At 74.0% G+C, this 24,641-nt stretch carries 18 protein-coding genes and 1 riboswitch; of the genes, 7 read left to right on the forward strand and 11 right to left on the reverse strand.

The genetic code is table 11. From position 1 onward, the window contains the following. The 10 genes from fxsT to OHA99_RS07795 form a co-directional block, all read right to left on the reverse strand. Nucleotides 1–4,629 (reverse strand): FxSxx-COOH system tetratricopeptide repeat protein, encoded by a 4,629-nt coding sequence (gene fxsT / locus OHA99_RS07750; protein WP_405694895.1) that lies wholly within the window; start codon nucleotides 4,627–4,629, stop codon nucleotides 1–3. Next, entirely contained in the window at nucleotides 4,630–5,754 is a 1,125-nt protein-coding gene (locus OHA99_RS07755; protein WP_153177462.1) for an AAA family ATPase, read from the reverse strand. Next, nucleotides 5,751–7,298 carry an effector-associated domain 2-containing protein gene (locus OHA99_RS07760; RefSeq protein WP_381608887.1) on the reverse strand — a complete coding sequence of 516 codons (1,548 nt, stop codon included), beginning with the start codon at nucleotides 7,296–7,298 and terminating at the stop codon, nucleotides 5,751–5,753. Before OHA99_RS07760 ends, OHA99_RS07755 begins: the two co-directional genes overlap by 4 nt. 144 nt (nucleotides 7,299–7,442) lie before the next feature. Further along, on the reverse strand, nucleotides 7,443–10,016 hold the full coding sequence (locus tag OHA99_RS07765) for a polynucleotide kinase-phosphatase (protein WP_405694898.1): 2,574 nt from the start codon (nucleotides 10,014–10,016) through the stop codon (nucleotides 7,443–7,445). Further along, the gene (locus OHA99_RS07770; protein WP_405694899.1) at nucleotides 10,013–11,491 is read right to left on the reverse strand and encodes a 3' terminal RNA ribose 2'-O-methyltransferase Hen1; all 1,479 of its coding nucleotides are present in this window, start codon (nucleotides 11,489–11,491) and stop codon (nucleotides 10,013–10,015) included. Before OHA99_RS07770 ends, OHA99_RS07765 begins: the two co-directional genes overlap by 4 nt. Before the next feature lie 164 nt (nucleotides 11,492–11,655). Next, entirely contained in the window at nucleotides 11,656–12,579 is a 924-nt protein-coding gene (locus OHA99_RS07775; protein WP_153177465.1) for an LLM class F420-dependent oxidoreductase, read from the reverse strand. 81 nt (nucleotides 12,580–12,660) lie between these two features. Then, nucleotides 12,661–13,131, reverse strand: a complete 471-nt coding sequence (locus OHA99_RS07780) for a DUF6099 family protein (RefSeq protein ID WP_153177466.1) — start codon at nucleotides 13,129–13,131, stop codon at nucleotides 12,661–12,663. A 177-nt stretch (nucleotides 13,132–13,308) separates the two neighbouring features. Then, the gene (locus OHA99_RS07785; protein WP_153177467.1) at nucleotides 13,309–13,668 is read right to left on the reverse strand and encodes a nucleotide pyrophosphohydrolase; all 360 of its coding nucleotides are present in this window, start codon (nucleotides 13,666–13,668) and stop codon (nucleotides 13,309–13,311) included. After that, complete coding sequence (locus OHA99_RS07790; RefSeq protein ID WP_405694902.1) at nucleotides 13,665–14,966, reverse strand: AAA family ATPase; 1,302 nt, start codon at nucleotides 14,964–14,966, stop codon at nucleotides 13,665–13,667. The genes OHA99_RS07785 and OHA99_RS07790 overlap by 4 nt, the downstream gene beginning before the upstream one ends. Nucleotides 14,967–15,143: 177 nt before the next feature. Next, the gene (locus OHA99_RS07795; protein WP_194279894.1) at nucleotides 15,144–15,536 is read right to left on the reverse strand and encodes a cell division protein SepF; all 393 of its coding nucleotides are present in this window, start codon (nucleotides 15,534–15,536) and stop codon (nucleotides 15,144–15,146) included. Nucleotides 15,537–15,744: 208 nt separating this feature from the next. Between OHA99_RS07795 and OHA99_RS07800 the strand changes: the two genes are divergently transcribed. Further along, entirely contained in the window at nucleotides 15,745–18,876 is a 3,132-nt protein-coding gene (locus tag OHA99_RS07800) for an FAD-binding and (Fe-S)-binding domain-containing protein (RefSeq protein ID WP_405694905.1), read from the forward strand. 4 nt (nucleotides 18,877–18,880) lie between these two features. Here the strand turns inward: OHA99_RS07800 and OHA99_RS07805 are convergent, their stop codons facing one another. Next, nucleotides 18,881–19,345 (reverse strand): hypothetical protein, encoded by a 465-nt coding sequence (locus tag OHA99_RS07805; protein WP_007390148.1) that lies wholly within the window; start codon nucleotides 19,343–19,345, stop codon nucleotides 18,881–18,883. A 280-nt stretch (nucleotides 19,346–19,625) separates the two neighbouring features. On the opposite strand from OHA99_RS07805, the gene OHA99_RS07810 reads away from it, so the two are divergent. The 6 genes from OHA99_RS07810 (at nucleotide 19,626) to OHA99_RS07835 (ending at nucleotide 24,620) form a co-directional block, all read left to right on the forward strand. Beyond that, complete coding sequence (locus OHA99_RS07810) at nucleotides 19,626–20,987, forward strand: chloride channel protein (protein ID WP_405694906.1); 1,362 nt, start codon at nucleotides 19,626–19,628, stop codon at nucleotides 20,985–20,987. After that, nucleotides 20,984–21,556 carry a potassium channel family protein gene (locus OHA99_RS07815; protein ID WP_153177472.1) on the forward strand — a complete coding sequence of 191 codons (573 nt, stop codon included), beginning with the start codon at nucleotides 20,984–20,986 and terminating at the stop codon, nucleotides 21,554–21,556. Before OHA99_RS07810 ends, OHA99_RS07815 begins: the two co-directional genes overlap by 4 nt. A gap of 177 nt (nucleotides 21,557–21,733) precedes the next feature. After that, nucleotides 21,734–21,920, forward strand: a riboswitch (cobalamin riboswitch). Nucleotides 21,921–21,949: 29 nt separating this feature from the next. Then, entirely contained in the window at nucleotides 21,950–22,654 is a 705-nt protein-coding gene (locus tag OHA99_RS07820) for an energy-coupling factor ABC transporter permease (RefSeq protein ID WP_153177473.1), read from the forward strand. Beyond that, the gene (locus OHA99_RS07825; RefSeq protein ID WP_405694908.1) at nucleotides 22,651–23,007 is read left to right on the forward strand and encodes an energy-coupling factor ABC transporter substrate-binding protein; all 357 of its coding nucleotides are present in this window, start codon (nucleotides 22,651–22,653) and stop codon (nucleotides 23,005–23,007) included. The genes OHA99_RS07820 and OHA99_RS07825 overlap by 4 nt, the downstream gene beginning before the upstream one ends. Further along, nucleotides 23,008–23,757, forward strand: coding sequence for a cobalt ECF transporter T component CbiQ (gene cbiQ / locus OHA99_RS07830; RefSeq protein ID WP_153177475.1), 750 nt, complete (start codon nucleotides 23,008–23,010; stop codon nucleotides 23,755–23,757). Continuing rightward, nucleotides 23,754–24,620 (forward strand): ATP-binding cassette domain-containing protein, encoded by an 867-nt coding sequence (locus OHA99_RS07835; protein WP_228126084.1) that lies wholly within the window; start codon nucleotides 23,754–23,756, stop codon nucleotides 24,618–24,620. The genes cbiQ and OHA99_RS07835 overlap by 4 nt, the downstream gene beginning before the upstream one ends. Nucleotides 24,621–24,641 lie beyond the last annotated feature (21 nt).

Genomic DNA, 24,641 nt, shown 5'->3' on the forward strand with positions numbered 1-24,641 from the left:
TTACATCGGGACCGGCGCGATGTCGCACTCGATGCGCCGGCGCTGACGGGCCGCCAGCAGCCAGGGGTGGTCGGCACGGACCACGCGGGTGAAGCCCTCGACGGCCTTGCGCTGCAACTCGTCGGCCTCCGCGCCCCTGCCCAGACCGCGCAGGTCGAGGGCGAGGTTGGCCATGCAGGACAGGGTGACCGGGTGGTCCTCGCCGGCGACCTCCGCGAGCAGGGGCAGATTGGCCTCGTCGATGTCGCGGGCCCGGTCGAAGTCCAGGCGTGCGTAGGCCGTACCGGCCCGTCCCACGTCGGCGGTCAGCTTGACGACGTGCCGCTCCCCCACCGTCTCGGTCAGCCGGCGTGCCGCACCGTCCTCCTCCTCCTGCGCGCCGTCCAGGGCTCCGAGCGTCCGCAGCGTCGCGGCCAGGGTGACCCTGGCCAGCAGGGTGCACACGTGGTTCTCGCCGAGCCTTTGCACATAGCGCCGCACGGTGCGCTCCGCCAGTTCCCGGGAGCCCTCCAGGTCCCCGGCCAGGCGCAGGTCGACGGCGACGTTGGTCGCCGTGGCCAGCGAGTCGAAGTGATCCTCTCCGTAGCGGCTGACGAAGTGCCGCAGGGTTTCCCGCGCCAGCTCGGCACCCGCTGCCAGCGCTCCGTCCCGGCGTCGGCACACGGCGAGGTTGCGGGCGGTGCGCAGGGCGAGCGGATGCTCGTCACCGAGCGCGGCACACGCCCGGCGGTACACGTCCTCCTGGGCCTCGCGGGCACCGGGATAGTCGCCGCTCTCGCGCGTGTTGATCGTGGCGCAGTTGAGGGTGTTGAGCGTGTAGAAACTGGTGGACCCGAAGTGCACGTCGCGCAGCCGGGCGTTCTCCTGGTCCAGCGGCAGTGCTTCCCGGAACTCTCCGCACAGCCGCAGGTCGACCCCCCACGAGTGGGTCGCGCGGAGGGTGGAGGGGTCGTCGAGGCCGAACAGGGACCGGGCCAGTTCGGTGGCCTCCTGGCTCAGCCTCCGCGCCTCCTGGAGCCGGCCCTGGTAGCGGCGGGCGTCGGCCGTCTCGCACAGTGAGTCGATCAGCTCCTCGGGCTCGACGCCGAGCCCGCGGGACGTCTCCAGCGCCTTCTCCACCAGCGGGATGGACTCCGGCACGTGCCCGGTCTGCCGCAGCAGGAAGGACAGGCACTTGGCCATCCGGATGACGTGGATGTCCTCCTCGCCGGAGGCCGCGAGCCAGGCGCTGTAGGTCTGCCGGGCGAACTCCGCGGAACCGTCGTGGTCACCCCAGTAGTACAGGAACCACACACTGTCGGCGACGAGGTCCCGTACCCAGGTGTCGGTACTGGTCACCGCGTGCGACGCACGGAGGTGGGGCAGCAGCGACTGGTACTCGGACCATTCCAGCGGAGAGCCGTAGGGTCCCGGCTTGGCGGCCGACAGCAGCTGGTGCGCGGCGCCCCGCATCCGCTCCCGCTCCTGCGGACCGAGCTTGGCCAGGAGCACGGTCTGCAACAGGCGGTGCATCTGGAGGGTGTTGGAGCGGGTGTCGACCTTGATCAGGGAGAACTGGCTGAGGTCGCGGATGGCGCGGTTGAGCTTGATCGAGTCGCGCAGCAGCGGGTCGATCTCGGCGGTGATGCTGACGCCGCGGCTGCCGCGCAGGATCGAGCGCGGGATCGGCTCGGGGGCCATGCCGGCGCAGATGTCGAGGAGCTGCCTGGCACCCGGGTTGTTCTGCTGGATGCGCTCCAGGGAGAGGTCCCAGGCCGCGGCGACGGAGACCGGGTAGTCGGGATTGGGGTCCAGTTCCAGGATTTCGGGGCTTCGCTGGGCGAGCAGGTCGAGGTAGTCGTCGACCAGCATGCCGGTGACGGCGCGCCAGGCGCCCGCCTGCTCCACGGCCAGCGGCAGGTCGCCGAGGGCCTCGGCGAGCCGGTCGGCGTCCTCGGTCGTCAGGTGGGGCGAGCGCCTGCGGAGCAGCTCGACGGACTCCGACCGCTCGAAGACGCTCACCGGCAGCGGGTTCGCGACCCGCTCCCAGCCGCGGTTGCGGGAGGTGACGATGACCTTCCCGGGCCCGTTGGCGGGGAAGTACTGGCGCACCACGTCGATGTCCTCGGCGTTGTCGAAGACGAGCAGCCAGTCGGCGTGCGGGGTGCCGGCACTCAGTGCCTCCAGCACGGCGGGGACCGCGGTGTTCGCGGCCGGGGCACCCCGCTCGTGGCCGGACGGAGCGATGCCCAGCCGGCCGGCCAGGTTGGCCAGCGCGGCCAGGATGAGGCTTTCCTGCTCGGCGGGGATCCAGCAGATCACCTTGTAGTCGTGCTGGTGGGTGTAGATGTACTCGAGGGCGAGCTGGGACTTGCCGACGCCGCCGAGACCGTGCAGCGCGTGCGGAAGGACCGCGGCCGTGTCCTGGTCACTCAGTTGTTCCTCCACGGCCCTCAGCAGCCCCTGCCGGCCGACGAACGAGGTGTTCCGCAGGGGAACGTTCACCAGTAGGGCGGACGTCGCAGTCGTGGTGCTCTGCATGAGCTGCTCAGCCTCCGGGGCTTCGAGTGGTGTCGCGTCGGTTACCAGGGGCGGCACGTGGTCTCCAGGGTCGTCGGGGTTGCCTGACGCTGGATCACTGCCTTCTCGGCCGCCGGATGATCCCCCGCCGCCCGCAGGGTTCACCTCAGTGGGTGTACCCGCGGGCAAACCGGCGCCCACCCGTTCGGCCGCACCGGGCGACCGGCGCCCGGAGATTCGGGGTTCGATGCGCCTGGCCCGTTCGGAGTAGGGCCCCGAGAGAGCGCGCATCACGGCCAGTTCACTGCGCACCCAGCCGCGCTCGGCGGGGTCGGGCAGCGCGGCCCCGGCCGGGTCGTGCAGCGCCGCGCGCAGGGCGACGCCGCGCCGGCCCGCCGCCGGCAGTTCGCCCACCATGCTGACGGTGCGGGCGAGTTGGCTGCGGGTCGTGGTGGCGAGCAGTGCCTCGCGCACCCCGTCGGCGAACTCGGGGCGGCCTTCGCCGCCGCTGTCCCAGTCGATCAGGCCACCCATGAGGATCTCGGCGAGGTGGTCGGGGCCGGTCTCCGGCATGGTGCGCCGCCGCATCTGTTCCACCAGGTCGAACTCGAACGGGATAGCGGCCAGTTGGGTGGCGAGGCGGCGCGCGGCGGGAGTGGCGAGCGTGAAGAAGCGCCGTACGGCCGCGGTGGCGGCGCGCGAGAGGCGCGGGGCGCGCAGACCGGGCGCCGGCGCGCCCTTGGCGAGGGCGCCCGCGAGGACGACGGGCAGGGACCGGCGCACGCCCCGCTCGCCGGTGACGAGATCGGCCCAGGTGCCGAGGGAGCCGGGTTTGAGGGAGAGCACCGGCACCGGTACCGAGCCGTCTCCGGCTTCGGGCAGCGGGCGCAGCGGGTCGGGGCCGCCGGGCGGCGCCCAGTGCCCGAGGCCCTCGTTGGCGGCGCCGAACCCGCCGGCCTCCAGGACCGCCTGGTACGGGTAGAGGGAGGTGCGGTGGCGCAGGTGCGGCGGCAGGAGGTGGACCAGTGCCGTCGGGCCGGCGTGGCCGAGGCGGCCGAGCAGGTCGTCCGCGGCGGGAGCCGCCCAGCCGTGGGCGAGTCCGTCGGTGACGACCAGGAAGACCCGGCCCCCGCGGCCGTCGAGGAGTTCGGCGGGGTCGGCGGCTCCGTCGTCGGAACGGCGCAGGGTGGCGGACCCGGTGCGCGGTACGTGCACCCGGACGGCGCGGACACCGCGGAAGGCTCCGCTGTGTTCGGCGGCCTCGGTGAGCCGGGCGCAGGTCTCCTGCCAGATCCGCATGGTCGGGGCGTCGTCGATCAGCAGGACGAGGTCGAAGGCGGTCGCCCGGGCGGGGCGCAGGAAGGGCAGCCACAGACCGTCCGACAGGCCCTGTTCGGCGGTGGCCTCCTCGTCGAGCTCGAGCGTGTGGCGGGAGGGAATGCGCCGGGCGAGTTGGTGCAGGGCTCGGGCGAGCAGCGCGGTGGTGCGGCCGGGGCCGGGCTGCGGGCGCTCCTCGGGGGGCAGCAGCGGCCGCCCGGCGTGCAGGGTGAAGGTGCCTTCGGGGTCGGGTAACAGCCGCGGCTGGGCGGCTCGTTCGGCGGCCACCGCGGTCGGCGGGCCGATGGACGTGCTCCGGTCCGTGCGGTCGGACGTCGGTGCGGGCCGGGTGTGTGGGCCCTGGCCGGGAACGTCCGGCCGTGGGAGCGGCGCGGCGTCGGCGGCACGCGCGCCGTCCGCCGCCGGGGACGGCACCGGTGGGGCCGCGTCCCCGGCGTCGCTCGCGGGCCGGGGGTCGCCGTGGGACGGGGTGGGGGCCGGGTGGGCCGGGCGTACGGCGTCGGGTCCCGTCGCCGGTTCCGGGGGGACCGTGCCGGGGCCGCCGTGGCGGTCCCAGTACGCTGCGAGCCAGACCGCCTCTGCCACCTCCCGCCAGTGCGCGTCGGCCGGCTCCGGGGCGTCCGCGCCCCGCTGTTCGCGGACGGCCGGTCCCTCGGGCAGGGCAGAGGTGTGCGCCGCTCCGTGCCCACTCGCGCCTTCGACGGACTCGGCGAACGCCGACGGAGGCGACGTCCCTGATACGGCGTCACCGTCGCCCGGTCCGGATGCGCGCTCCCTGGGAAAGCCGGTCATTCAGCGGCCCTTCGCGAGGTCGCGGAGCAGCATTTCCACGAGCTTACGCCCGTCACCGTGCGCCTGGAAACCACCCGCGGTAGTCATCTGGACAGCGTTGAGCAACTGGTCCAGGGAGTGGGTGCCGCCGGACCGGATCCGGCCCAGGAACTCGTCCACCAGGAGCTCGGTGCCCTCCGGCCGGACTCCCAGGTGCCCTTCGACCAGGGCGAGCAGCTGCTCACGGCCGGGGATGCGCAGCTCCAGCGGCAGGCAGCGGCGGCGGAAGGCGGCGGGGAACTCGCGTTCTCCGTTGCTGGTGATCACCACGACCGGGAACTCCCGGCACTCGACGCGGCCGCTTCGCACCAGCGCCTGGCCGCTGGGGTCGCTGGTGTGGACGCGCGCGGTGTCGGCGGCGTCGCGCACCAGCTCCGGGACGTCATAGCTTCCGTTCTCCAGTACGTGCAGCAGGTCGTTCGGCAGGTCGATGTCGCTCTTGTCGAGTTCGTCGACAAGGAGCACCCGGGGCCGATCGTAGGGCAGCAGCGCGGTGCCCAGTGGCCCGAGGGTGATGAAGTTCCCCAGAACAGGCGGCAGTTGACTGTGTGTTGATACGACTGACGGGTCGGCGTCGCCGGCCAGGGGGTCCGCACCCTCCGGGCGGGCCGCCGCCGGTCCGGTCGCGTCCGCCTCCGGGGCCGCGGTGCCGCGCGGTCCGGCCTGCCAGGCGGCGATGGCCTGGGCCCGGCCCATGGCGTCGTGGGTGTACAGCCCGTCCCGCAGCGTGGTCCGGCTGACGATGCTCCACTCCAGGACTCTGCCGAGGCCCAGTTCCCTGGAGATCACATAGGCGAGGGTGGACTTGCCGATGCCGGGCGGCCCCGTGATCAGCAGCGGCCGGCGCAGCAGCAGCGCCGCGTTGACAGTGTCGATCTCGTCGGGGCCCAGTTGGGGAGTGACGTCGCCCGGGCCCAGCCGGCGCACCGCGGCCTCCGGTTCGTCCGGCGGGGCGGGCTGGGACGGTACGCCGAGGAAGCGCCGCCACGGCGGCGCCTCGGGCAGCGGGGGCGCGACGGCCGGCGGCCGGCCGGTGCCGTGGAACACGCGCCAGCCGTTCGGGGACGTCTGTTCCTGCGTGTTCATGCCGGTGCCTCCTCGCCGGCGCTCTCGCCGGGGTCGTTTGTGTGCATGTCGACGACTCGGGTGGGATCGTCCCAGAAGAAACCGATGTGGCGGCCCAGAAGACGGCCGGGGCCCTGCTGGTTCAGTTCGGCGTTCTGCCGCAGGCGGTGGATGGCGAGCGGGATCTGTCCGGGCCTGGGCACCGCGGCGAACACGGCGGTCACCACCTCGCGCCGCTCCTCGGGGAAGGCTCCCCTGCGGTCCCACACCGCCAGGCCGATGCCTTCGGCTATGGCGGCCTTGAGCGCCTCCATGGCGGGGTCGTGGGCCGGTGCGTCGAGCACCACCGCCGTGTGCCTGGTGTCCCCCGCGAGTGTCGCCTGCCACGCGTCGAGCCGTCGCGCGTCCGGTTCGCTCCAGCCGTGCACGCCGACCCCGTGCCGGCGCAGCGCGTGCCAGCGCTCCTGCCACTGGTGCCGCACCAGGGCGTCGTCGGTGCGCATCCGCTCCAGGCTGCGTAGGTGCACCCCGTACTTCAGCCCGAGCGGCAACGGGCGTCCGTCGCCGACGCGGTACGTCAATCTCGCCACATCGTGGTTGAGGAGGTCGTACGGAAGGACGAACTCCACGTACGCCGACGGCTGCCCGCGTCCACCGGAGGCCGGGTCCCCCGGCCCGGTCCACATCCGGGCGCCCTGCCGCAGCGCGTCGTCGACGGCCGGTCCGAGCGCGTCCAGGGTGGTCACGGCCGGCGCGCCGGGCTGCGGATCCCACCGGCCCGCAGCGGTGTTGAGCCAGGGCCGTACGACGACGTCGTCGGAGCCGTCCCGGGCGGGCTCGACCGCGACGATCAGGGCGCGGGGGATGTCGGGGTCCTGCACGACGTGGGCGCGGGCCTGCCGGCGCCGCTCCAGCTCTCGCGGGAGACCGGCCCGCTTCACCCAGTCGTCGACCCAGTCGGTCAGCGCGGTGCGGTGGCCTCGCGTGGCGGCCAGCGGGGCCGCACGGTCGAGGAGGAGGACGGCGGGCGGCAGGCCGTCCGGCTGGGTGTTCCAGGCGAGGACGTGGAGGAAGAGCTGTTCGGGTAAGAGCCCGCTCGGCAGGTCGAGGCCGTTGAGTTCCTCGGCGAGGTCGTCGCGCAGCCGGCCGGCGGGCAGTTCGCCCCGGGCTAAGACGGCCCGCGCGGCGGCCTCGTCGTCGCTGCCCAGCGGGCCCGGCGGTGCGTCGGGGCCGGCGGCTTGGCCGGGGGCGATCAGCCGGTCCAGTTCGTCGCCGGCGAGCGGTCCTTCGAGGAGGCGCACCACGCCGACGAGTACGCGTTCCCCGCCCGCCACGTTCAGCGCGGCGCGGACCAGGGTGACCACGTCCTCGCGCTGTTTGACACCGCGCAGGTCGACGGTGCGGCCCAGTTGGTCCCCGAGCACCGCGGCGAACTGGACCCGCCCCTGCGGGTCGTCCGTGCAGCCGAGTGCGCACAGTGCGTCGGTCAGCTCCAGCAGCAGTGCCAGCCCGCGTGCATGCCCGGAATCGCCCTCGGCTCCGCCGAATCCCGTGGCTGTCTCCACCGACTGTCCCCCATGAGTCGGTACGTCCCTGACCGACCTGCGAAGTTAGCACGGGAACTGACGGTTAACCAGGGACATGTGGGGTTCGGGCGGCGTCGGTCCGGCCGAGCCGCCCCTCGTGGCCGACTCGGCCGAAAACGTGCGTCACAGGCGCGGGTCCACCGGCTCCGACTCCAGCGCCAGCACCCCGAACACCGCCTCGTGCACGCGCCACAGCGGCTCGCCGTCCGCGAGGCGGTCCAGGGCCTCGAGGCCGAGGGCGTACTCGCGGACCGCCAGGGACCGCTTGTGGTTCAGGAACCGGTGCCTGAGGCGGGCGAGGTTGTCGGGGCGGGTGTACTCGGGGCCGTAGATGATCCGCAGGTACTCCCGGCCGCGGCACTTGATGCCGGGCTGCACCAGGCGGCCCTTCCCGTCCTTCACCAGGGCGCCGACGGGCTTGACGACCATGCCCTCGCCGCCGCGGCCGGTCATCTCCAGCCACCAGTCGATGCCCGCCGCGACCGACTCCGGGTCGCCGGTGTCGACGTACAGCCGCCGGGTGGTCCGCAGCAGGCCGCTGCCGTCGTGCTCGACGATCCGGTCGATGAGGGCGAGCTGCTCGTCGTGCGGCAGTGCGGCCAGGCTGCGGCCCTGGACGGCGAGGATCTGGAACGGGGCCAGGCGGACGCCGTCCAGGCCGTCGGTGGGCCAGCAGTAGCGGCGGTAGGCGTCGGTGAAGGCGGCCGCGTCGGCGGACCGGTCGCGCTGGCGGTCGAGGAGGTCCTTCACCTCGACGCCGCGCGCCGCGGCGCCCTCCAGCGCGGCCAGCGCGCCCGGGAACACCGCGCCGGAGGCGGCGCCCACGGCGGCGTACTGGGAGCGCAGCAGGCCGGATGCCTTGAGCGACCAGGGCATCAGCTCGGTGTCGAGGAGCAGCCAGTCGGTGGCCAGTTCGTCCCACAGGCCGGCCTCGCCGATCGCGGTGCGCAGCCGGTCGAGGATCTCCTCGGTGAGCGACGCGTCGTCGAGGAACGGGCGGCCGGTACGGGTGTAGAGGGAGCCCGTGGGCCCGTCCACGCCGAAGCGGGTGCGGGCCGCGTCGGCGTCGCGGCAGACCAGGACCACCGCCCGGGAGCCCATGTGCTTCTCCTCGCACACCACCCGCTCGACGCCGTCCGCCGCGTACTGCGCGAAGGCCTCCTTCGGGTGCTCCAGGTAGCCGTCCACCCCGGAGGTGGCGGTCGGTGCCATGGTCGGCGGGAGGTACGGCAGCAGGCGGGGGTCGGTGGCGAAGCGGCTCATGACCTCCAGGGCCGCCGCGCCGTTCTCCTCGCGCACGGTGATCCGCCCGGCGTGCCGGGTCTCCACCGTCCGGCGGCCCTGGACGTCGGCCAGGTCCAGCGGGCGGCCGTCGTGTCCGCCGGGCGCCTCGGTGCGCAGCGGCTTGGCCGGCTCGTACCAGACCCGCTCGGCCGGTACGCCGACGATCTCCCGCTCGGGCCAGCGCAGCGCGGTGAGCCTGCCGCCGAACACGGCGCCGGTGTCGAGGCAGATGGTGTTGTTGAGCCAGGTGGCCTCCGGGACCGGGGTGTGGCCGTAGACGACGGCCGCGCGGCCCCGGTAGTCCTCGGCCCACGGGTAGCGCACGGGCAGGCCGAACTCGTCGGTCTCGCCGGTGGTGTCGCCGTAGAGGGCGTGGCTGCGGACCCGGCCCGAGGTGCGGCCGTGGTACTTCTCGGGCAGACCGGCGTGGCAGACCACCAGCCGGCCGCCGTCGAGGACGTAGTGGCTGACCAGGCCGTCGATGAACTCCCGTACCTCGGCGCGGAACTCCTCGCTCTCGCCGTCCATCTGCTCGATCGTCTCGGCGAGTCCGTGGGTGTGCTGGACCTTGCGGCCCTTGAGGTGGCGGCCGTACTTGTTCTCGTGGTTGCCGGGGACGCACAGGGCGTTGCCCGACCTGACCATGGACATCACGCGGCGCAGCACGCCGGGGCTGTCCGGGCCGCGGTCGACGAGGTCGCCGACGAAGACGGCGGTGCGGCCCTCGGGGTGGACGCCGTCGGTGCCGTAGCCGAGCTTGCCGAGCAGGGTCTCCAGCTCGGCGGCGCAGCCGTGGACGTCGCCGACGATGTCGAAGGGGCCGGTGAGGTGGGTGAGGTCGTTGAACCGCTTCTCGGTGACGACGGTGGCGTGCTCGATCTCCGCCTCGCCGCGCAGGACGTGCACCTTGCGGAAGCCCTCGCGCTCCAGGTGGCGCAGGGAGCGGCGGAGTTCGCGGGTGTGGCGCTGGATGACCCGGCGGGGCATGTCGGCGCGGTCGGTGCGGCCGGCGTTGCGCTCGGCGCAGACCTGCTCGGGCACGTCGAGGACGACGGCGATGGGCAGCACGTCGTACGTCCGGGCCAGGTCGATCAGCTGACGCCGGGCGTCCTGCTGCACGTTGGTCGCGTCGACGACGGTGCGGCGGCCGGCGGCGAGCCGCTTGCCCGCGATGTAGTGCAGGACGTCGAAGGCGTCGCGGCTGGCGCTCTGGTCGTTCTCGTCGTCGGCGACCAGGCCCCGGCAGAAGTCGGAGGAGATGACCTCGGTCGGCTTGAAGTGGCGCCGGGCGAAGGTGGACTTGCCGGAGCCGGACGCGCCGATCAGCACGACGAGGGAGAGGTCGGTGACGGGCAGGGCGCGGGCCCGCACGGAGGTGGCTCCGGTGGTGCCGGTGGTGTCTGCGGTGCTCATGCGGCCTTCGCCTCCTTCTCGGTGGCGGTTGCGGTAGTGGTCAGGGTGAACAGGGCGAGCTGCGTGGGCGGGCCGACCTCGGGGTCGTCGGGCCCCACGGGGCGGAACTCCACGTCGTAGCCGTGCCGTTCGGCGACCGCCCCGGCCCAGGTGCGGAACTCCTCGCGGGTCCACTCGAAGCGGTGGTCGCGGTGGCGGACGTGACCGGCCGGGAGGGTCTCCCAGCGCACGTTGTACTCGACGTTGGGGGTGGTGACGACGACGGTGCGCGGGCGGGCCGAGCCGAAGACGGCGTACTCCAGGGCGGGCAGCCTCGGCAGGTCGAGGTGCTCGATCACCTCGCTCAGCACGGCGGCGTCGTAGCCCTTGAGCCGCTTGTCGGTGTAGGCGAGGGAGCCCTGGAAGAGCCGGACGCGCGCGGCCTGCCGCTCGCCCATGCGGTCCAGCTTGAGCCGCCGGGAGGCGATGGTGAGGGCGCGCACCGACACGTCCACGCCGACGATCTCGGTGAAGCGCGGCTCCTTGAGCAGCTCGCGCACCAGGTGCCCCTCGCCGCAGCCCAGGTCGAGGACGCGGGCGGCGGCGCGGTCGCGCAGCGTGGTGAGGATCGCCTCGCGGCGGTGCACGGCCAGCGGGGTCGGCTTCGGCTCCTGCTCGGCCTCCGCCTCGACCGCGTTGTCGATCTCCTCGACCTCGCTGTCGTCGGTCTCGGCCAGCCGGATCAGCTCCAGCCGGTCCATCGCCTCGCGGGTCAGGGACCAGCGGCGGGAGAGGTACCGGCTGGTGATCAGCTTCACTTCGGGGTGGTAGTACAGCCAGGCACCGCCGGCCCGCATCAGCTTGTCGACCTCGTCCGGGGCGACCCAGTAGTGCTTGGCGTCGTCGAGCACGGGGAGGAGGACGTACAGGTGGCGCAGGGCGTCGGAGAGGGTGAGGGTCTCGGACTCCAGCACGAGCCGGACGTAGCGCGAGTCGCCCCACTCGGGGAACTCGGTGTCCAGGGGGACCGTCTCGACGGCGACCGCCCAGCCGAGCGGCTCGAACAGGCGCCGTACCAGGTCGGGACCGCCGCGGGCGGGCAGCGCCGGGATCTCGATCCGCAGCGGGAGCGGCCGGGCGGCGCGCTCGGGGCGGGCCTTGCACACGCCGCGCATGGCGCTGGAGAAGACGTTGCTCAGCGCGACGGCGAGGAGGGACGAGGCCGCGTACGGGCGGTCGTTGACGTACTGCGCGAGCGCGGCGTCGGGGGCGCCGCCGCGGCCCTTGCCCTTGCCGCGCCTGACCAGCGCCACCGCGTCGACCTCCAGCAGCAGCGCCGCCGTGCAGCGCTGCTCCTCCGCCTCGGGGTAGAGCACGTGGGCCGTGCCGAAGGAGGTGGAGAACGCCTGCGCCCGGTCGGGATGCTTGTGCAGCAGGAAACCGAGATCGGTCGCGGGGTGCTCGGGGGTGCCGGTGGTGGTGACGGTCAGGAACATGGGCCTCTCCGGCCGGGTCGGTGGTGCGACGGACGCTTGCCGGCGCCGTACGTGCGGGAGCCCTCGGGGCGGTACCCCGAGGGCTCCGGCAGGACGCCGGTCACACGATCGCACAGGGCGGGTGACCGGCGCCTTCGGTTATTCGGCCGTGCGGCAGGGACGGTTCAGGAGAGCTGCGACTGGACCTGGGAGGAGATCAGCTCCAGGTGGTCCAGGTCGTCGAGGTCGAGGATCTGGAGGTAGATCCGCTGGGCGCCGGCCTCGGCGTACCGGCCGATCTTCTCGACGACCTCCGCCGGGGAGCCCGCCAGGCCGTTGGCCTTCAGCTCCTCGACCTCGCGGCCGATGACGGCGGCGCGCCGGGCGACCTCGGCGTCGTCCTTGCCGACGCAGGCGACGAGGGCGTTGGAGTAGGTGAGGGCGTCCGCGCCGCGGCCGGCCGCCGCGGCGGCGGCCCGTACCCGGCCGAACTGGCGCTCGGTGTCCTCGATGGAGGCGAACGGCATGTTGAACTCGTCGGCGTACTGACCGGCCAGCCGCGGGGTGCGGGTGGCGCCGTGACCGCCGATGAGCACGGGCACCTTGGCCTGCGCGGGCTTGGGCAGCGCGGGCGAGTCGGTGAGGTCGTAGAACTTCCCGTGGAAGTCGAAGGTCTTGCCGGCCTCGGTGGCCCACAGACCGGTGACGATCGCCAGCTGCTCCTCCAGCCGGCCGATCTTCTCCTTCGGGAAGGGGATGCCGTACGCCTTGTGCTCCTCCTCGAACCAGCCGGCGCCCAGGCCCAGCTCGACGCGGCCGCCGGACATCTGGTCGACCTGGGCGACCTGGATGGCGAGGACGCCGGGCAGCCGGAAGGTGCCGGCGGTCATGAGGGTGCCCAGGCGGATGCGCTTGGTCTCCCGGGCGAGTCCGGCGAGGGTGATCCAGGCGTCGGTGGGGCCGGGGAGGCCGTCGGCGGCGCCCATGCGGAGGTAGTGGTCGCTGCGGAAGAAGGCGTCGAAGCCGAGGTCCTCGGTGGCCTTGGCCACGGTGAGCAAGGTGTCGTACGTGGCCCCCTGCTGGGGCTCGGTGAAGATACGGAGATCCATGTCTCCCATCCTGCCTGCTCGGCGCGGGGGTACGGCACAGGCTCCGGTCGCGGCGCGCGGAACGCGGGGGCCTCCGGGGGCCTATCCCGCCTCCCGCTCCGGTAAGTGCGCGTCGCGGTCGGCCAGTTTGCGCAGCATCTCCAGGACGCGGTCCCGTGACTCGTCCGCCGCGTCGATGGCCTCCATGCACTGCCAGTACGTCGCCTCGTCGTCGGCGGCGCAGGCGACGGCCACCAGGGCGATGCCGGTCTCGCCGAGCAGGGTGCCCAGGCGCATCAGAGCCTGCCGGGCGTCACCCAGTTCGGTGAGCTGGGAGGCGCGCAGCTCACCCGGGGCCAGCTCCGGTGTGCGCAGCACCCCGCAGCCCCGGCCCGCCAGCTCGGTCAACCCGATGGCCTCGCCGCGCAGTTCGGGTGGTCCGTGGACCGCCAGCCGGGTGCCGATCGCCTGCGCCAGTGCCTGCACCTGCCACACCTCCGTCAGGACCTCCGGCACCTCGCCGCCGGCGGCCAGGGCACGCCCACTCGTCACGATGAGCCGCACAGCGTCCATGCGCTGCCCCCGTCTTTTCCGACGCGCGCGCGGCGCGTCCGCCCGAACTCCGTTGTCCACTACCCAGAGTGAAGGTGTGTGGGACGAAAAGCTAGAGGAAGGCGGAAATCTTCGGACACCTTTGTGATTTGTGGCCGAATCATGACTGCGGAGAGTGATAACGGAGTCGTGGACTCCTCAGGCTCGGCCTTCCGGTCCGCCCGTTTCGCCCGCCACGGGGAAGCGGCTCTCGTTGCGCTCGATCTTCGCCTCCAGCGCGGCCAGCGGGTCGACGCCGAGCACCTCGCAGAACTGGAGGAGGTACGCCAGCACGTCGGCGACCTCGTCCCGGACCCGGTGGGCGGTGTCCGGGTCGGTCATCACGCGGGCCGACTGCTCGGGCGTCAGCCACTGGAAGATCTCCAGGAGTTCGGAGGCCTCCACGCTGAGGGCAGCGGCCAGGTTCTTGGGGGTGTGGTACGGCTGCCAGTCGCGCGCGGCGGCGAACTCGGCCAGCCTGCGCCGCAGGGCCACGAGGTCACGGGGATCATCGGTCACGGGCTCAGGTGTACCACCGTGACACCGCCCGGCCCGCTCCTCCCTGCCGTCCCCGCCTCCCCGGCCGCCTCCCCGACCGCCCGCTCCGCCCACGACGCGTCGGCGACGGCCCCGAGGAGGCGGATGTGCCCGCGGTCGCACATCCGCGCCGCCAGCCGGAGCAGTTCGGCGCGCTGGCACACGTCGAGGCCGCGGTCGAAGCCGTCGGCGAGGACGGTGAGCGTCTGCAAAGCGGCCGGTACCTCGCCGGCCGGATCGACCTCCAGTACGCCGGGGCCGGTGAACAGCACCAGCGCGAGGGCGAGGTAGCGCAGTTCGCCGTAGCCGAGGCGGGCGAGGCCGGTGCGGGTGCCGTCGCCCCGGTCGATCAGCGCGCGGACCACGCCGCCGGCGTCCGGTTCGGCCAGGACGTCCTCGACCGGACCCGCGCATCCGGTGCGCACCGCCGCGACGAACTGCGCGTGCCGCCGGCCGCACTCGGCGCGGGTGCGCCGCAGCACGTCGGCGAGGTTGTCGCAGCCGCCGAGCAGGTGTCCGGAGCCGGTGGGCACGGGCTCGCGCATCCGTTCCGGGCGCGGGTCGCAGGAGAAGACGGAACGCAGGGCCACCACCATCTGCTCGGCCGCCGCGAGCACCCTGCGCTGCCCGTCCGTCTTGCCGGCCACCCGCAGCGGCAGCAGCGGGGTGCCGAGCCGGTCGTCCGGCAGGGGAGCACGGGTCACGGGCGCCGACCCCGCGGTGTGCCAGGCCGCCTGCACGGCACGGCGGCTCGGGTCGCGCAGGGCCGTCTCGAGGAGCACGACGCCGTCCGCAGACAGCCGCTCCCCCACGATGCGCAGCTCGGGCTCGGCCTGCACGGCGACGTCCAGGTGCACCGGTCCCTCGGCCCCGTCGGCCGTGCAGCCGATGCGGAAGCCCCGGCGGCGCTGGGCGTCGGGCCGGGCCCGCTCGGGCACGCAGGCACCGGCGTCCGGGAACACCGCGCCGAGCTCCGCGCCGCCGCCGAGCCGGGCCAGCGCGTCGTACGCCCTGAGCGCACTGGTCTTGCCGCTGCCGCTGGGCCCGGCGAGCAGGGTGAGCGGACCGAGCCGCAGCACGGCGCGCCGGTGCCCGGCGAAGGCCGCCAGCCTCAACTGGGTGACACGGGGCCGGTCGGCGTGCGCCGCGACGGACGCCGGCGACGCGGCGGACCCGGGTGACGCGGCTGATCCGGGTGACGCGGCTGATCCGAATAACGCGGCGGACGCGGTGGACCCGGCGGACGCCGGTGACGGGGAGGACGCAGGTGACGCTGCCATATGCGGACCGTAGGACTCCGCGGGACGGGCGAACCGTTTTGCCCGGACGGCTTTCCTACGATCGGGGGACCGGGCGGTCAGGGCCGGGAGCGACCGTCACTCCCCGGAACCACCGCCCTCACCGGCCAAGCCCCCTTCCCGGCCCGGGGCCACGCCCCTGTCCCCGCCCGCGTGCCGTCACATCCCCGGCACCCCCACCGCGCCCTCCATCAGCCCGTTCACCTCGGTCCCCGCCGGGGTCAGCAGGAACACGTTGCGGTCCACCCGATGCATCCCGCTGGCCAGGCCGAAGACGACGCCGGTACTGAAGTCCAGGACCCGCTTGGCGACGTCGCCCTCCGCGCTGGTCAGGTCGAGGAGGACCGGAATGCCCGCCATCAGGGTCTCGGCGACCTCGCGGGCGTCCGCGAACACGTTGATCCGCAGCACGACGAACCGGCGGCGCCGCTCCGTCTCCGCCTCCGGCATCGCCCGGTGGCCGACCGCCGACGGCCAGGCATCGCGCCCGCGCAGCGGAACGACCTGGGCGAGCCCTTCCCACTGTTCATCGGTGACGTCGTGGCTGTTCACCGGCTCCCCCGATTTCACTCGCCTTCATTGCCTGCACCAGCCAATTCTTACGCCAAGTCACCCGTTCGGCCCAACAGCGACACGGTTGGCGACGCTCCGTGTCCGGTGATTGTGCGGCGCGGGGCCGGGTACTCAGCGACCGCCGTCGCGCGCGGGCGGACACCGCCGCCGTGCCGACGGACGTACGCCGTCACACGGAGGAGTGCCCATGGGTGCACTGGATCTGCCCGAGCCCGTCACGCGCGACGGGGCACCGCCGCCGGTCGACACCGCCGCGCTCGAGGCGGCCCTGCGCGCACGGGTGGACGGCGAGATCCGCTTCGACGCCGGGAGCCGGGCCGCCTACTCCACGGACGCCTCCAACTTCCGCCAGACACCCATCGGCGTGGTCGTCCCGCGCACCCCGGAGGCCGGGGCCCGGGCGGTGGCCGTGGCCCGGGAGTTCGGCGCGCCCGTGCTCTCGCGCGGCGGCGGGACGAGCCTGGCCGGGCAGTGCACCAACGCGGGCGTGGTCCTCGACTGGTCCAAGTACTGCACGCGGCTGGAGTCGGTGGACCCCGACGCCCGCACCTGCGTCGTACAGCCCGGCATCGTGCTCGACGACCTGAACCGGCGGCTCGCGCCGTACGGCCTGCGCTACGGGCCCGAGCCCGCCACCCACCCCAACTGCACCCTCGGCGGGATGATCGGCAACAACTCCTGCGGTGCCACCGCGCAGGCGCACGGCAAGGTGGTGGACAACATCGCCCGTCTCGAGGTGCTGCTGTACGACGGCACCCGCTTCTGGTGCGGCGAGACGAGCGACGAGGAGTACGCCGAGATCGAACGGCGGGGGGATCTGCGGGCGACCGTCTACCGGCGGCTGCGGACGCTGCGCGACACCTACGGGGACGAGATCCGCCGCCGGTTCCCGGACGTTCCGCGCCGGGTCTCCGGCTACAACCTGGACTCGTTGCTGCCGGAGTACGGCTTCGACGTGGCGGGGCTGCTGGTGGGCAGCGAGTCGACGCTGGTCACGGTGGTGCGGGCGGAGCTGGAACTGGTGCCGGTGGTGAAGGAACGCTCGCTGCTGGTCCTGGGCTTCGACACCATCGACAAGGCCGCCGACGCGGTGCCCGACATCCTGCCGCACGAGCCGATCGCGCTGGAGGGGGTCGACGCCCGGCTGGTCCGCGACGAGCGGATCAAGCACCTCAACCCGAAGGCGCTGGCCGAGATGCCCGAGGGCAACGCCTACCTGATGGTGCAGTTCGGCGGGGACACCGTCGACGAGGCCGACGCGCGCTCGCACCGGCTGCTGGAGGCCCTGCACCGCTCCGAGCACGACGCCGACTGCGCGTTCCTGGACGACCCGTCGCACGAGCAGGACCTGTGGCAGGTCCGCGAGGCCGGGCTCGGCGCCACCGCACACATCCCGGGCAAGCCCGACACCTTCGAGGGCTGGGAGGACTCGGCGGTCGCCCCGGAGAAGCTGGGCGACTACCTGCGGCGACTGCGGGCCCTGTTCGACGAGTTCGGGTACCTGAGCGACACCGGTCCGAGTCTGTACGGGCACTTCGGGCAGGGCTGCGTGCACACCCGGATCCCGTTCGACCTGTACACCGCCGACGGGGTGGCGACGTACCGGAGGTTCATGGAGCGGGCGGCGGACCTCGTCGTCGAGTTCGGCGGCTCGCTCTCCGGCGAGCACGGGGACGGGCAGAGCCGGGGGGAGCTGCTGTCCCGGATGTTCGGCGACCGGCTCGTCGAGGCGTTCGGGCGGCTGAAGGCCGTCTTCGACCCGGGGAACCGGATGAACCCGGGCAAGGTCGTCGCACCGTACGGGCTGGACGAGAATCTGCGGCTCGGTGGTGACTGGGCCCCGTTCGAGCCGCGTGACCTGCACTTCCGGTTCCCGCACGACGGGGGTTCGTTCTCGCAGGCCGCCAACCGCTGCGTCGGCGTCGGGAAGTGCCGGCAGCACACCAGCGACGGCACGGTGATGTGCCCGTCGTACCAGGTGACGCGGGAGGAGGAGCACTCGACGCGGGGCCGGGCGCGGCTGCTGTTCGAGATGCTCGACGGGCACGGGGACGGCGCGCTCGGGGACGGCTGGCGCTCGGAGGCGGTCAAGGACGCCCTCGATCTGTGCCTGGCCTGCAAGGGCTGCAAGAAGGACTGTCCGGCGGACGTGGACATGGCCACGTACAAGGCGGAGTTCCTGTCCCATCACTACGAAGGCAGGCCGTGGCGCAGGCCGCGTTCGGACTGGTCGATGGGCTGGCTGCCGGCGCTCGCGCAGGTGGTGGGCCGCACCCGGCTCGGGCCGGCCGTCAACGCGCTCACGCACGCGCCGCTGCTGTCGGAGGTCGCGCGGCTGGTGGCGGGGGTCGCGGACCGGGAGGTGCCGCTGTTCGCGGAGCGGACCTTCGAGCAGTGGTTCGCGGACCACGAGCCGGAGGGCGACGGGCACCGCGGGCCGGTTCTGCTGTGGCCGGACACCTTCACCAACCACTTCCACCCGCACATCGGCCGGGCGGCGGTACGGGTCCTCGAACATGCCGGCTGGCGGGTGGAGTTGCCGCACGAGCCGCTGTGCTGCGGGCTGACCTGGATCTCCACCGGGCAGCTGGGCACGGCGGAGCGGGTCCTCACCCGTACCGTGCGCGCCCTGGCCGGCCACGTGCGGTCGGGCGGCCTGGTGGTGGCGCTGGAGCCGAGCTGCACGGCCGTGTTCCGGGCGGACGCGGCGGAGCTGTTCCCCGGCGACCAGGACGTGCTGCGACTGGCCGAGCAGACGGTGACCCTCTCGGAGCTGCTCACCGAGCACTCCCCCGGCTACGAGCCGCCGCGGGTCCCCGACCGCTCCGCGCGTGCGCTGGCCCAGGTGCACTGCCACCAGCACGCGGTGCTCGGCTGGGAGGCCGACCGGGAGCTGCTGCGCCGGGCCGGGGTGGACGCGGAGCGGCTGGACTCCGGCTGCTGCGGGCTGGCCGGCAACTTCGGCTTCGAGCGCGGTCACCTGGACGTCAGCGAGGCGTGCGCGGAGCGGGTGCTGCTGCCGCGGCTGCGGGAGGAGGACGAGTCGACCGTCGTCCTCGCCGACGGGTTCAGCTGCCGCACCCAGATCCACGAGTTCGACAGCGGCGGCCACGAGGGCGTGCACCTGGCGGAGCTGCTGGCGTCGGCGCTGCCGGCCGGCCCCGAGGTCCCGGGCAGCGCGTACGGCACCGCGCCGGGCGCCCGGCCGGCGGCCCCGGGCCGCCGGGCACGGGTGCTGGCCCTGGCGGGCACGGCGGTGGCCGCCGTCGCGGGCACCGCGGGGGCGGCGGCACTGGCCCGCGGCCTGCGCCGCCGCTGAGGTCTCAGGCCCGGGAGGCGCTGTCCTGGCGGCTGGCCAGGGCCCAGATCACGAACACGTCGATCGCCATCATGATCACGGACCAGACGGGCGAGTACGGCAGGAACAGGAACTGGGCGATGAGGCTCAGCGAGGCGAGGACAATGCCCGCCATGCGCGCCCACGTCATGTCCTTGAGCAGGCCGTACCCGGTGACGAACACGAGGGCGCCCAGGATGACGTGGACGATCCCCCAGCCGGTCAGGCTCATCTCGTAGACGTAGGTGCCGATCCGGGCGTACACGTCGTCCTCGGCGATGGCCGCGATGCCCTGCAGGACGGCGAGGGCACCGCTCAGCAGGAGCAGTACGCCCGCGAAGACGACACCGCCGGTGACCCAGCCGCTGCTGCGGTCGCCCGAGCGCTGGGCCCAGGAGGCGTCGCCGCCGTGGGACGGCCGGCCGGGAGAGGGTTCGGCGTGCTGGCTCATGAGCGGAGTCCTTTCTGTGTCCCCCGTACGGGGCAGCTGCCCACCGGCGCCGACGGCACCGACGGGTCGTTCAGAGCCTGCGGGCGACCGCGCTCCCCGGCCACGTGGGTCCGCCGGACGGGTGAACCGCGCACCGGGCGTGCGCGTGCGGGCGTCCCCGGCCTCGCGTTAACTGAACGGCACCCGAGGACCACGGGTGACCGACGGGCCTCGGGGCGGAAGAAGGAGGGCGTGTGACGAGTCGGCCGCTGCCCCGGCGGGGCCCGCGGAGGCGGGTTCCGTGACCGCGCCGGCGAACGCCGTCCCGGAACGGGCCGAGCAGTCCCTGCGGCAGACCCTGCTCAGCCCCGGCTACCGGCGGCTGTTGCTGCTGTGCGTGCTGCTGGGCGTTCCCATCGCGCTGGCCTGCTTCTTCTTCGTCGGACTCCAGCACGAGTTGCAGCACTGGGTGTGGACCTCGCTGCCCGAGGCGGCCGGTTACGACGCCCCGCCGTGGTGGTGGCCGCTGCCCGCGCTGGTGCTCGCCGGGCTGGTCCTGGCGCCGATCGTGACCCGGATGCCGGGCGGTGGCGGCCATCTGCCGGTGAACGGTCTGGGCGGCGCGCCCGTCGGCCCCCGCGCGCTGCCCGGCGCGGTGCTCGCCGCGCTGGCCACGCTGCCGCTGGGCGTGGTCCTGGGCCCGGAGGCTCCGCTGATGGCCGTCGGCAGCGGGCTCGCCCTGCTGGCGCTGCGGCGGGCGGGCGCGGGCGGCGACCAGCGGGCGGGCGCGATCCTCGCCACGGCCGGCTCCACCGCCGCGATCTCCACCATCCTCGGGGGCCCGATCGCGGCGGCGGTGCTGCTCATCGAGGGCGCGGGACTGGCCGGCACCCAGCTGGTCGCCCTGCTGCTGCCCTGTCTGCTGGCCAGCGCGACGGGCGCCCTGGTGTTCACCGGCTTCGGGCAGTGGACGGGGCTCGAGATCGGCGCGCTGGCCCTGCCCGAGCTGCCGCCGCAGGCCGGTCCGGACTCGGGCGACTTTCTGTGGGGCCTGCCCACCGCCGCCCTGATCGCCGTACTGGTCACGCTGGCCCGCGGCCTGGGGCACCGCACCGTGGCCTGGACCCGGCACCGCACGGCCGCCCGCACCGTCGCCTGCGCCACGGCGGTCGGTGTCTGTGTCGCCGCGTACGCGCTGATCACCGGCCGCTCCCCGGCCGAGGCGGCGCTGTCCGGCCAGGCCACCCTCGCCCAGCTCGCCGCGCACCCGCATGCCTGGTCGGTGGGGGCTCTGGTCGCGCTGGTCGTGTGCAAGGGCCTGGCCTGGGGCATCGCGCTGGGCGCGCTGCGCGGCGGCCCGATCTTTCCGTCCGTGCTGCTGGGCGCGGCGACCGCCCTGGCCTGTTCCGGACTGCCCGGGTTCGGCGCGACCCCGGCCCTCGCCCTCGGCATCTCCGCCGCGGCGGCCGCGGTGACGGGACTGCCCCTGGCCAGCGCGGTCCTGGCGGTGCTGCTGATGGGCCGGGACGCCCACGACCAGACGCCGCTGATCGTCATGGCGTCGGTCGTCGCCTTCGTGGTCGCCCAGCTGGTGCGCCGGACCAAGCCGGAGGCGGGCGGGGCGGCGCCCGGCGGAGCACCGGCGCCGGGAGCGGCACGGTGACCGGCCGCCGGCCCGCGCCCCGCTTCGAGCCCCGGCCGCGCGCCGGCCGCCGTACCGGCTGGGACGCCGTCCGGCCCTGGCTGGTACGGGCCGGGATCGCGGTCGCCGTGGTCGTGGCCTACTTCCTGCTCCCCCTGGACCACCTGGGTCCGCAGCGGCCCGTGCTGAGCTGGACGCTGTTCGCCCTGCTGCTGACCGTCGTGGCCGTACTGCTGCTCCGGCAGATCCGGCACGTCCTCCTGGACCGTCCGGACAGCCGGCCGGGGGTGGTCATCTCGCTGCTGATCGTGCTGTCCGTGCACGTCTTCTCGGCCACGTACTACGCCCTCGCCAAGCAGCCGGGCGAGTTCAGCGGACTGCACACCCGGCTCGACGCGCTGTACTTCACCGTCGTGACGCTCGCGACCGTCGGGTACGGGGACATCACCCCGCGGGGCCAGGCCGCGCGACTGGTGACCGTCCTTCAGATCGTCTACAGCTTCGTCTTCCTCACGGCCGCGGCGACCGCGCTGACCACCCGGCTGCGGGACGTGGTGGTCCGCCGGCCCGAGCGGGGCCGGTCCCGCTGAGGCGGGGTGCCCCGCACCACAGGCGCGGGGAGATCTTCGCCACCCCGGGCGAGGACGGGCGACGGCGGCCGCCGGACCGGCGGGGCCGGGCGTTTCCGCAGCCCCGGGGCCTGCCGGGCGATCCGGCCGGATGCGGGGCGGGCCCGGGGCGTGGTTGTGCGCACCCCTGTGGGAGCACTACTGTCGCCACGCCTTGGTGAACGGGAAATCCGGTGTGATGCCGGTGCGGCCCTCGCCACTGTGAATCGGGAAGTCCGGCTCCGGCCCTGGCGGGCAGCCACTGGATCGCTTGCGATCCGGGAAGGCGGAGCACGGGCGGTGGTACCCGTAAGCCAGGAGACCGGCCAAGGCGCGTCGTCCATCCACGAGGTGCTGGAGAGGGTCTGCTGAGCCATGCACATAGCCGAGGGCTTTCTGCCACCGGCGCACGCGATCGCCTGGGGTGTCGCGTCCGCGCCGTTCGTCGTCCACGGAGTACGGTCACTCACCCGTGAGGTCAGGGAGCATCCGGAGAGCACACTGCTCCTCGGCGCCTCCGGAGCCTTCACGTTCGTCCTGTCGGCCCTGAAACTGCCGTCCGTCACCGGGAGTTGCTCCCATCCGACCGGCACCGGTCTGGGCGCGATCCTGTTCCGGCCGCCGATCATGGCGGTGCTCGGCACCATCACGCTGCTCTTCCAGGCGCTGCTGCTCGCCCACGGCGGGCTGACCACGCTCGGCGCCAACGTCTTCTCGATGGCGATCGTCGGCCCCTGGGCCGGGTACGGCGTCTACCGGCTGCTGCGCCGCTGGGACGTGCCGCTGATGGTCACCGTGTTCTTCGGCGCGTTCGTCGCCGACCTGTCCACGTACTGCGTCACCAGCGTGCAGCTGGCGCTGGCCTTCCCCGACCCGGGCAGCGGATTCCTGGGCGCGCTCGGCAAGTTCGGCTCGATCTTCGCCGTCACGCAGATCCCGCTGGCGGTGAGCGAGGGCCTGCTCACGGTGATCGTGATGCGGCTGCTCGTGCAGTCCAGCAGGGGCGAACTGACGCGGCTGGGCGTGCTGCTGACGAAGACGGCCACCGCGGGCGCCAAGTCCGGGGCGGTGGCCCGATGAGCCGGAACGCGAGGATCAACGCCCTGCTGCTGCTCGCCGTGGCCGCGCTGGCGGTGCTGCCGCTGGCGCTGGGGCTCGGCGACCACAAGGAGGAGCCGTTCGCCGGGTCCGACGCGGAGGCGGAGACGGCGATCACCGAGATCGAGCCGGACTACGAGCCGTGGTTCTCCCCGCTGTACGAACCGCCGTCCGGGGAGGTGGAGTCGGCGCTGTTCGCCCTCCAGGCCGCGCTCGGCGCGGGCGTGCTGGCGTACTACTTCGGCCTGCGCCGGGGCCGTCGGCAGGGCGAGGAGCGGGCGTTGGCGGCTTCCGGGGACGCGACGGCACCGGGGAACACCCCCGAAGGGGACTGAGTGCTGCCGATCGACGCGGCGGCGCACGCCAGTCGGTGGCGCCGCCGCCATCCCGTGGACAAGGCCGTGCTCGGTCTCGGTCTGACCGTGCTCGCGATCTCGCTGCCGCCCTGGCCGGGCGCGGCGCTGGTGCTGGTGGCGGCGCTGACGGTGCTGCTCGGTCCGGCGGGCGTGCCGGGGCGCCGGCTGTGGCGGGCCTACCGGGTGCCGCTGGGCTTCTGCGTGACGGGGGCGCTGCCGCTCCTCGTGCAGGTCGGGGGCCCGGAGGGGTTCCTGTCGGCGGCCGACGGCGGTGCGGTGCGCGCGGGTGAGCTGCTGCTGCGCACCTCGGCGGCCTCGCTGGGGGTGCTGCTGTTCGCGTTCACCACGCCGATGTCCGACCTGCTGCCCCGGCTGGTGCGGGCCGGGGTGCCCGCGCCGGTCGTGGACGTGGCGCTGGTGACGTACCGGATGAGTTTCCTGCTGCTGGACTCCGTGCACCGGATCCGGCAGGCGCAGGCCGCGCGGCTGGGCCACACCACGCGGGCGGCGGCCTGGCGTTCGCTCGGCGGGCTCGGCGCCACCGCGTTCGTACGGGCCTTCGACCGGGCGGCGCGGCTCCAGTCGGGGCTCGCCGGGCGCGGCTACGACGGCACCCTGCGCGTGCTGGTGCCCGAGGCCCGCGTGTCGGTGCCGTTCACGGCGGCGAGCCTCGCGCTCCTCGCGGCGCTGGCCGGCCTCACCCTCGTACTGGAAGGACCCCTGTCGTGAGTGAACCGGTGCGGTCACCGGAACCGGCCGCGGACCCGGCCCCGGACCTGGTCGCCCTGCGGGGCGCGTCGTTCGCCTACGAGGAGGGGCCGGACGTGCTGGCGGGCCTGGACTTCGCGGTGCGCGAGGGGCGGGCGCTGGCGCTGCTCGGCCGCAACGGCAGTGGCAAGACCACGCTGATGCGGCTGCTCAGCGGCGGACTGAGGCCGCGCGCGGGCACGTTGGCGGTCGGCGGGGAGCCGGTGACGTACGACCGCAAGGGGCTGACCCGGCTGCGGACCGCGGTGCAGTTGGTGGTCCAGGACCCGGACGACCAGCTGTTCGCGGCCTCGGTCGGCCAGGACGTGTCCTTCGGGCCGCTGAACCTCGGGCTGCCCGACGCGGAGGTCCGGTCCCGGGTGGCGGAGGCGCTCACCGCCCTGGACATCGCGGCGCTGGCCGACCGGCCCACGCACCTGCTGTCGTACGGGCAGCGCAAGCGGACCGCGATCGCCGGGGCGGTCGCGATGCGGCCCCGGGTGCTGATCCTCGACGAGCCGACCGCGGGGCTCGACCCGGACGGGCAGGAGCGGCTGCTCGCCACCCTGGACCGGCTGCGGGCCGCCGGCACCACCGTGGTGATGGCCACCCACGACGTCGACCTGGCCCTGCGCTGGTCGGACGACGCCGCCCTGCTCACCCCGGACGGTGTCCGCACCGGCCCGACCGCCCCGACGCTGGCCCGCACCGACCTGCTGCGCCGGGCCGGTCTGCGGCTGCCGTGGGGCGTCGCGGCGGCCGGACTGCTGCGGGCGCGGGGGCTGTTGCCCGACTCGGCGCCCGGCCCGCGTACGGCGGAGGAGCTGGCTGCGCTGGCCGACTGACCGGGCGGGGCCGGAGCGGGG

The organism is Streptomyces coelicoflavus (genome assembly GCF_045041415.1).
GTDB classification, from domain to species: Bacteria; Actinomycetota; Actinomycetes; order Streptomycetales; family Streptomycetaceae; genus Streptomyces; species Streptomyces coelicoflavus.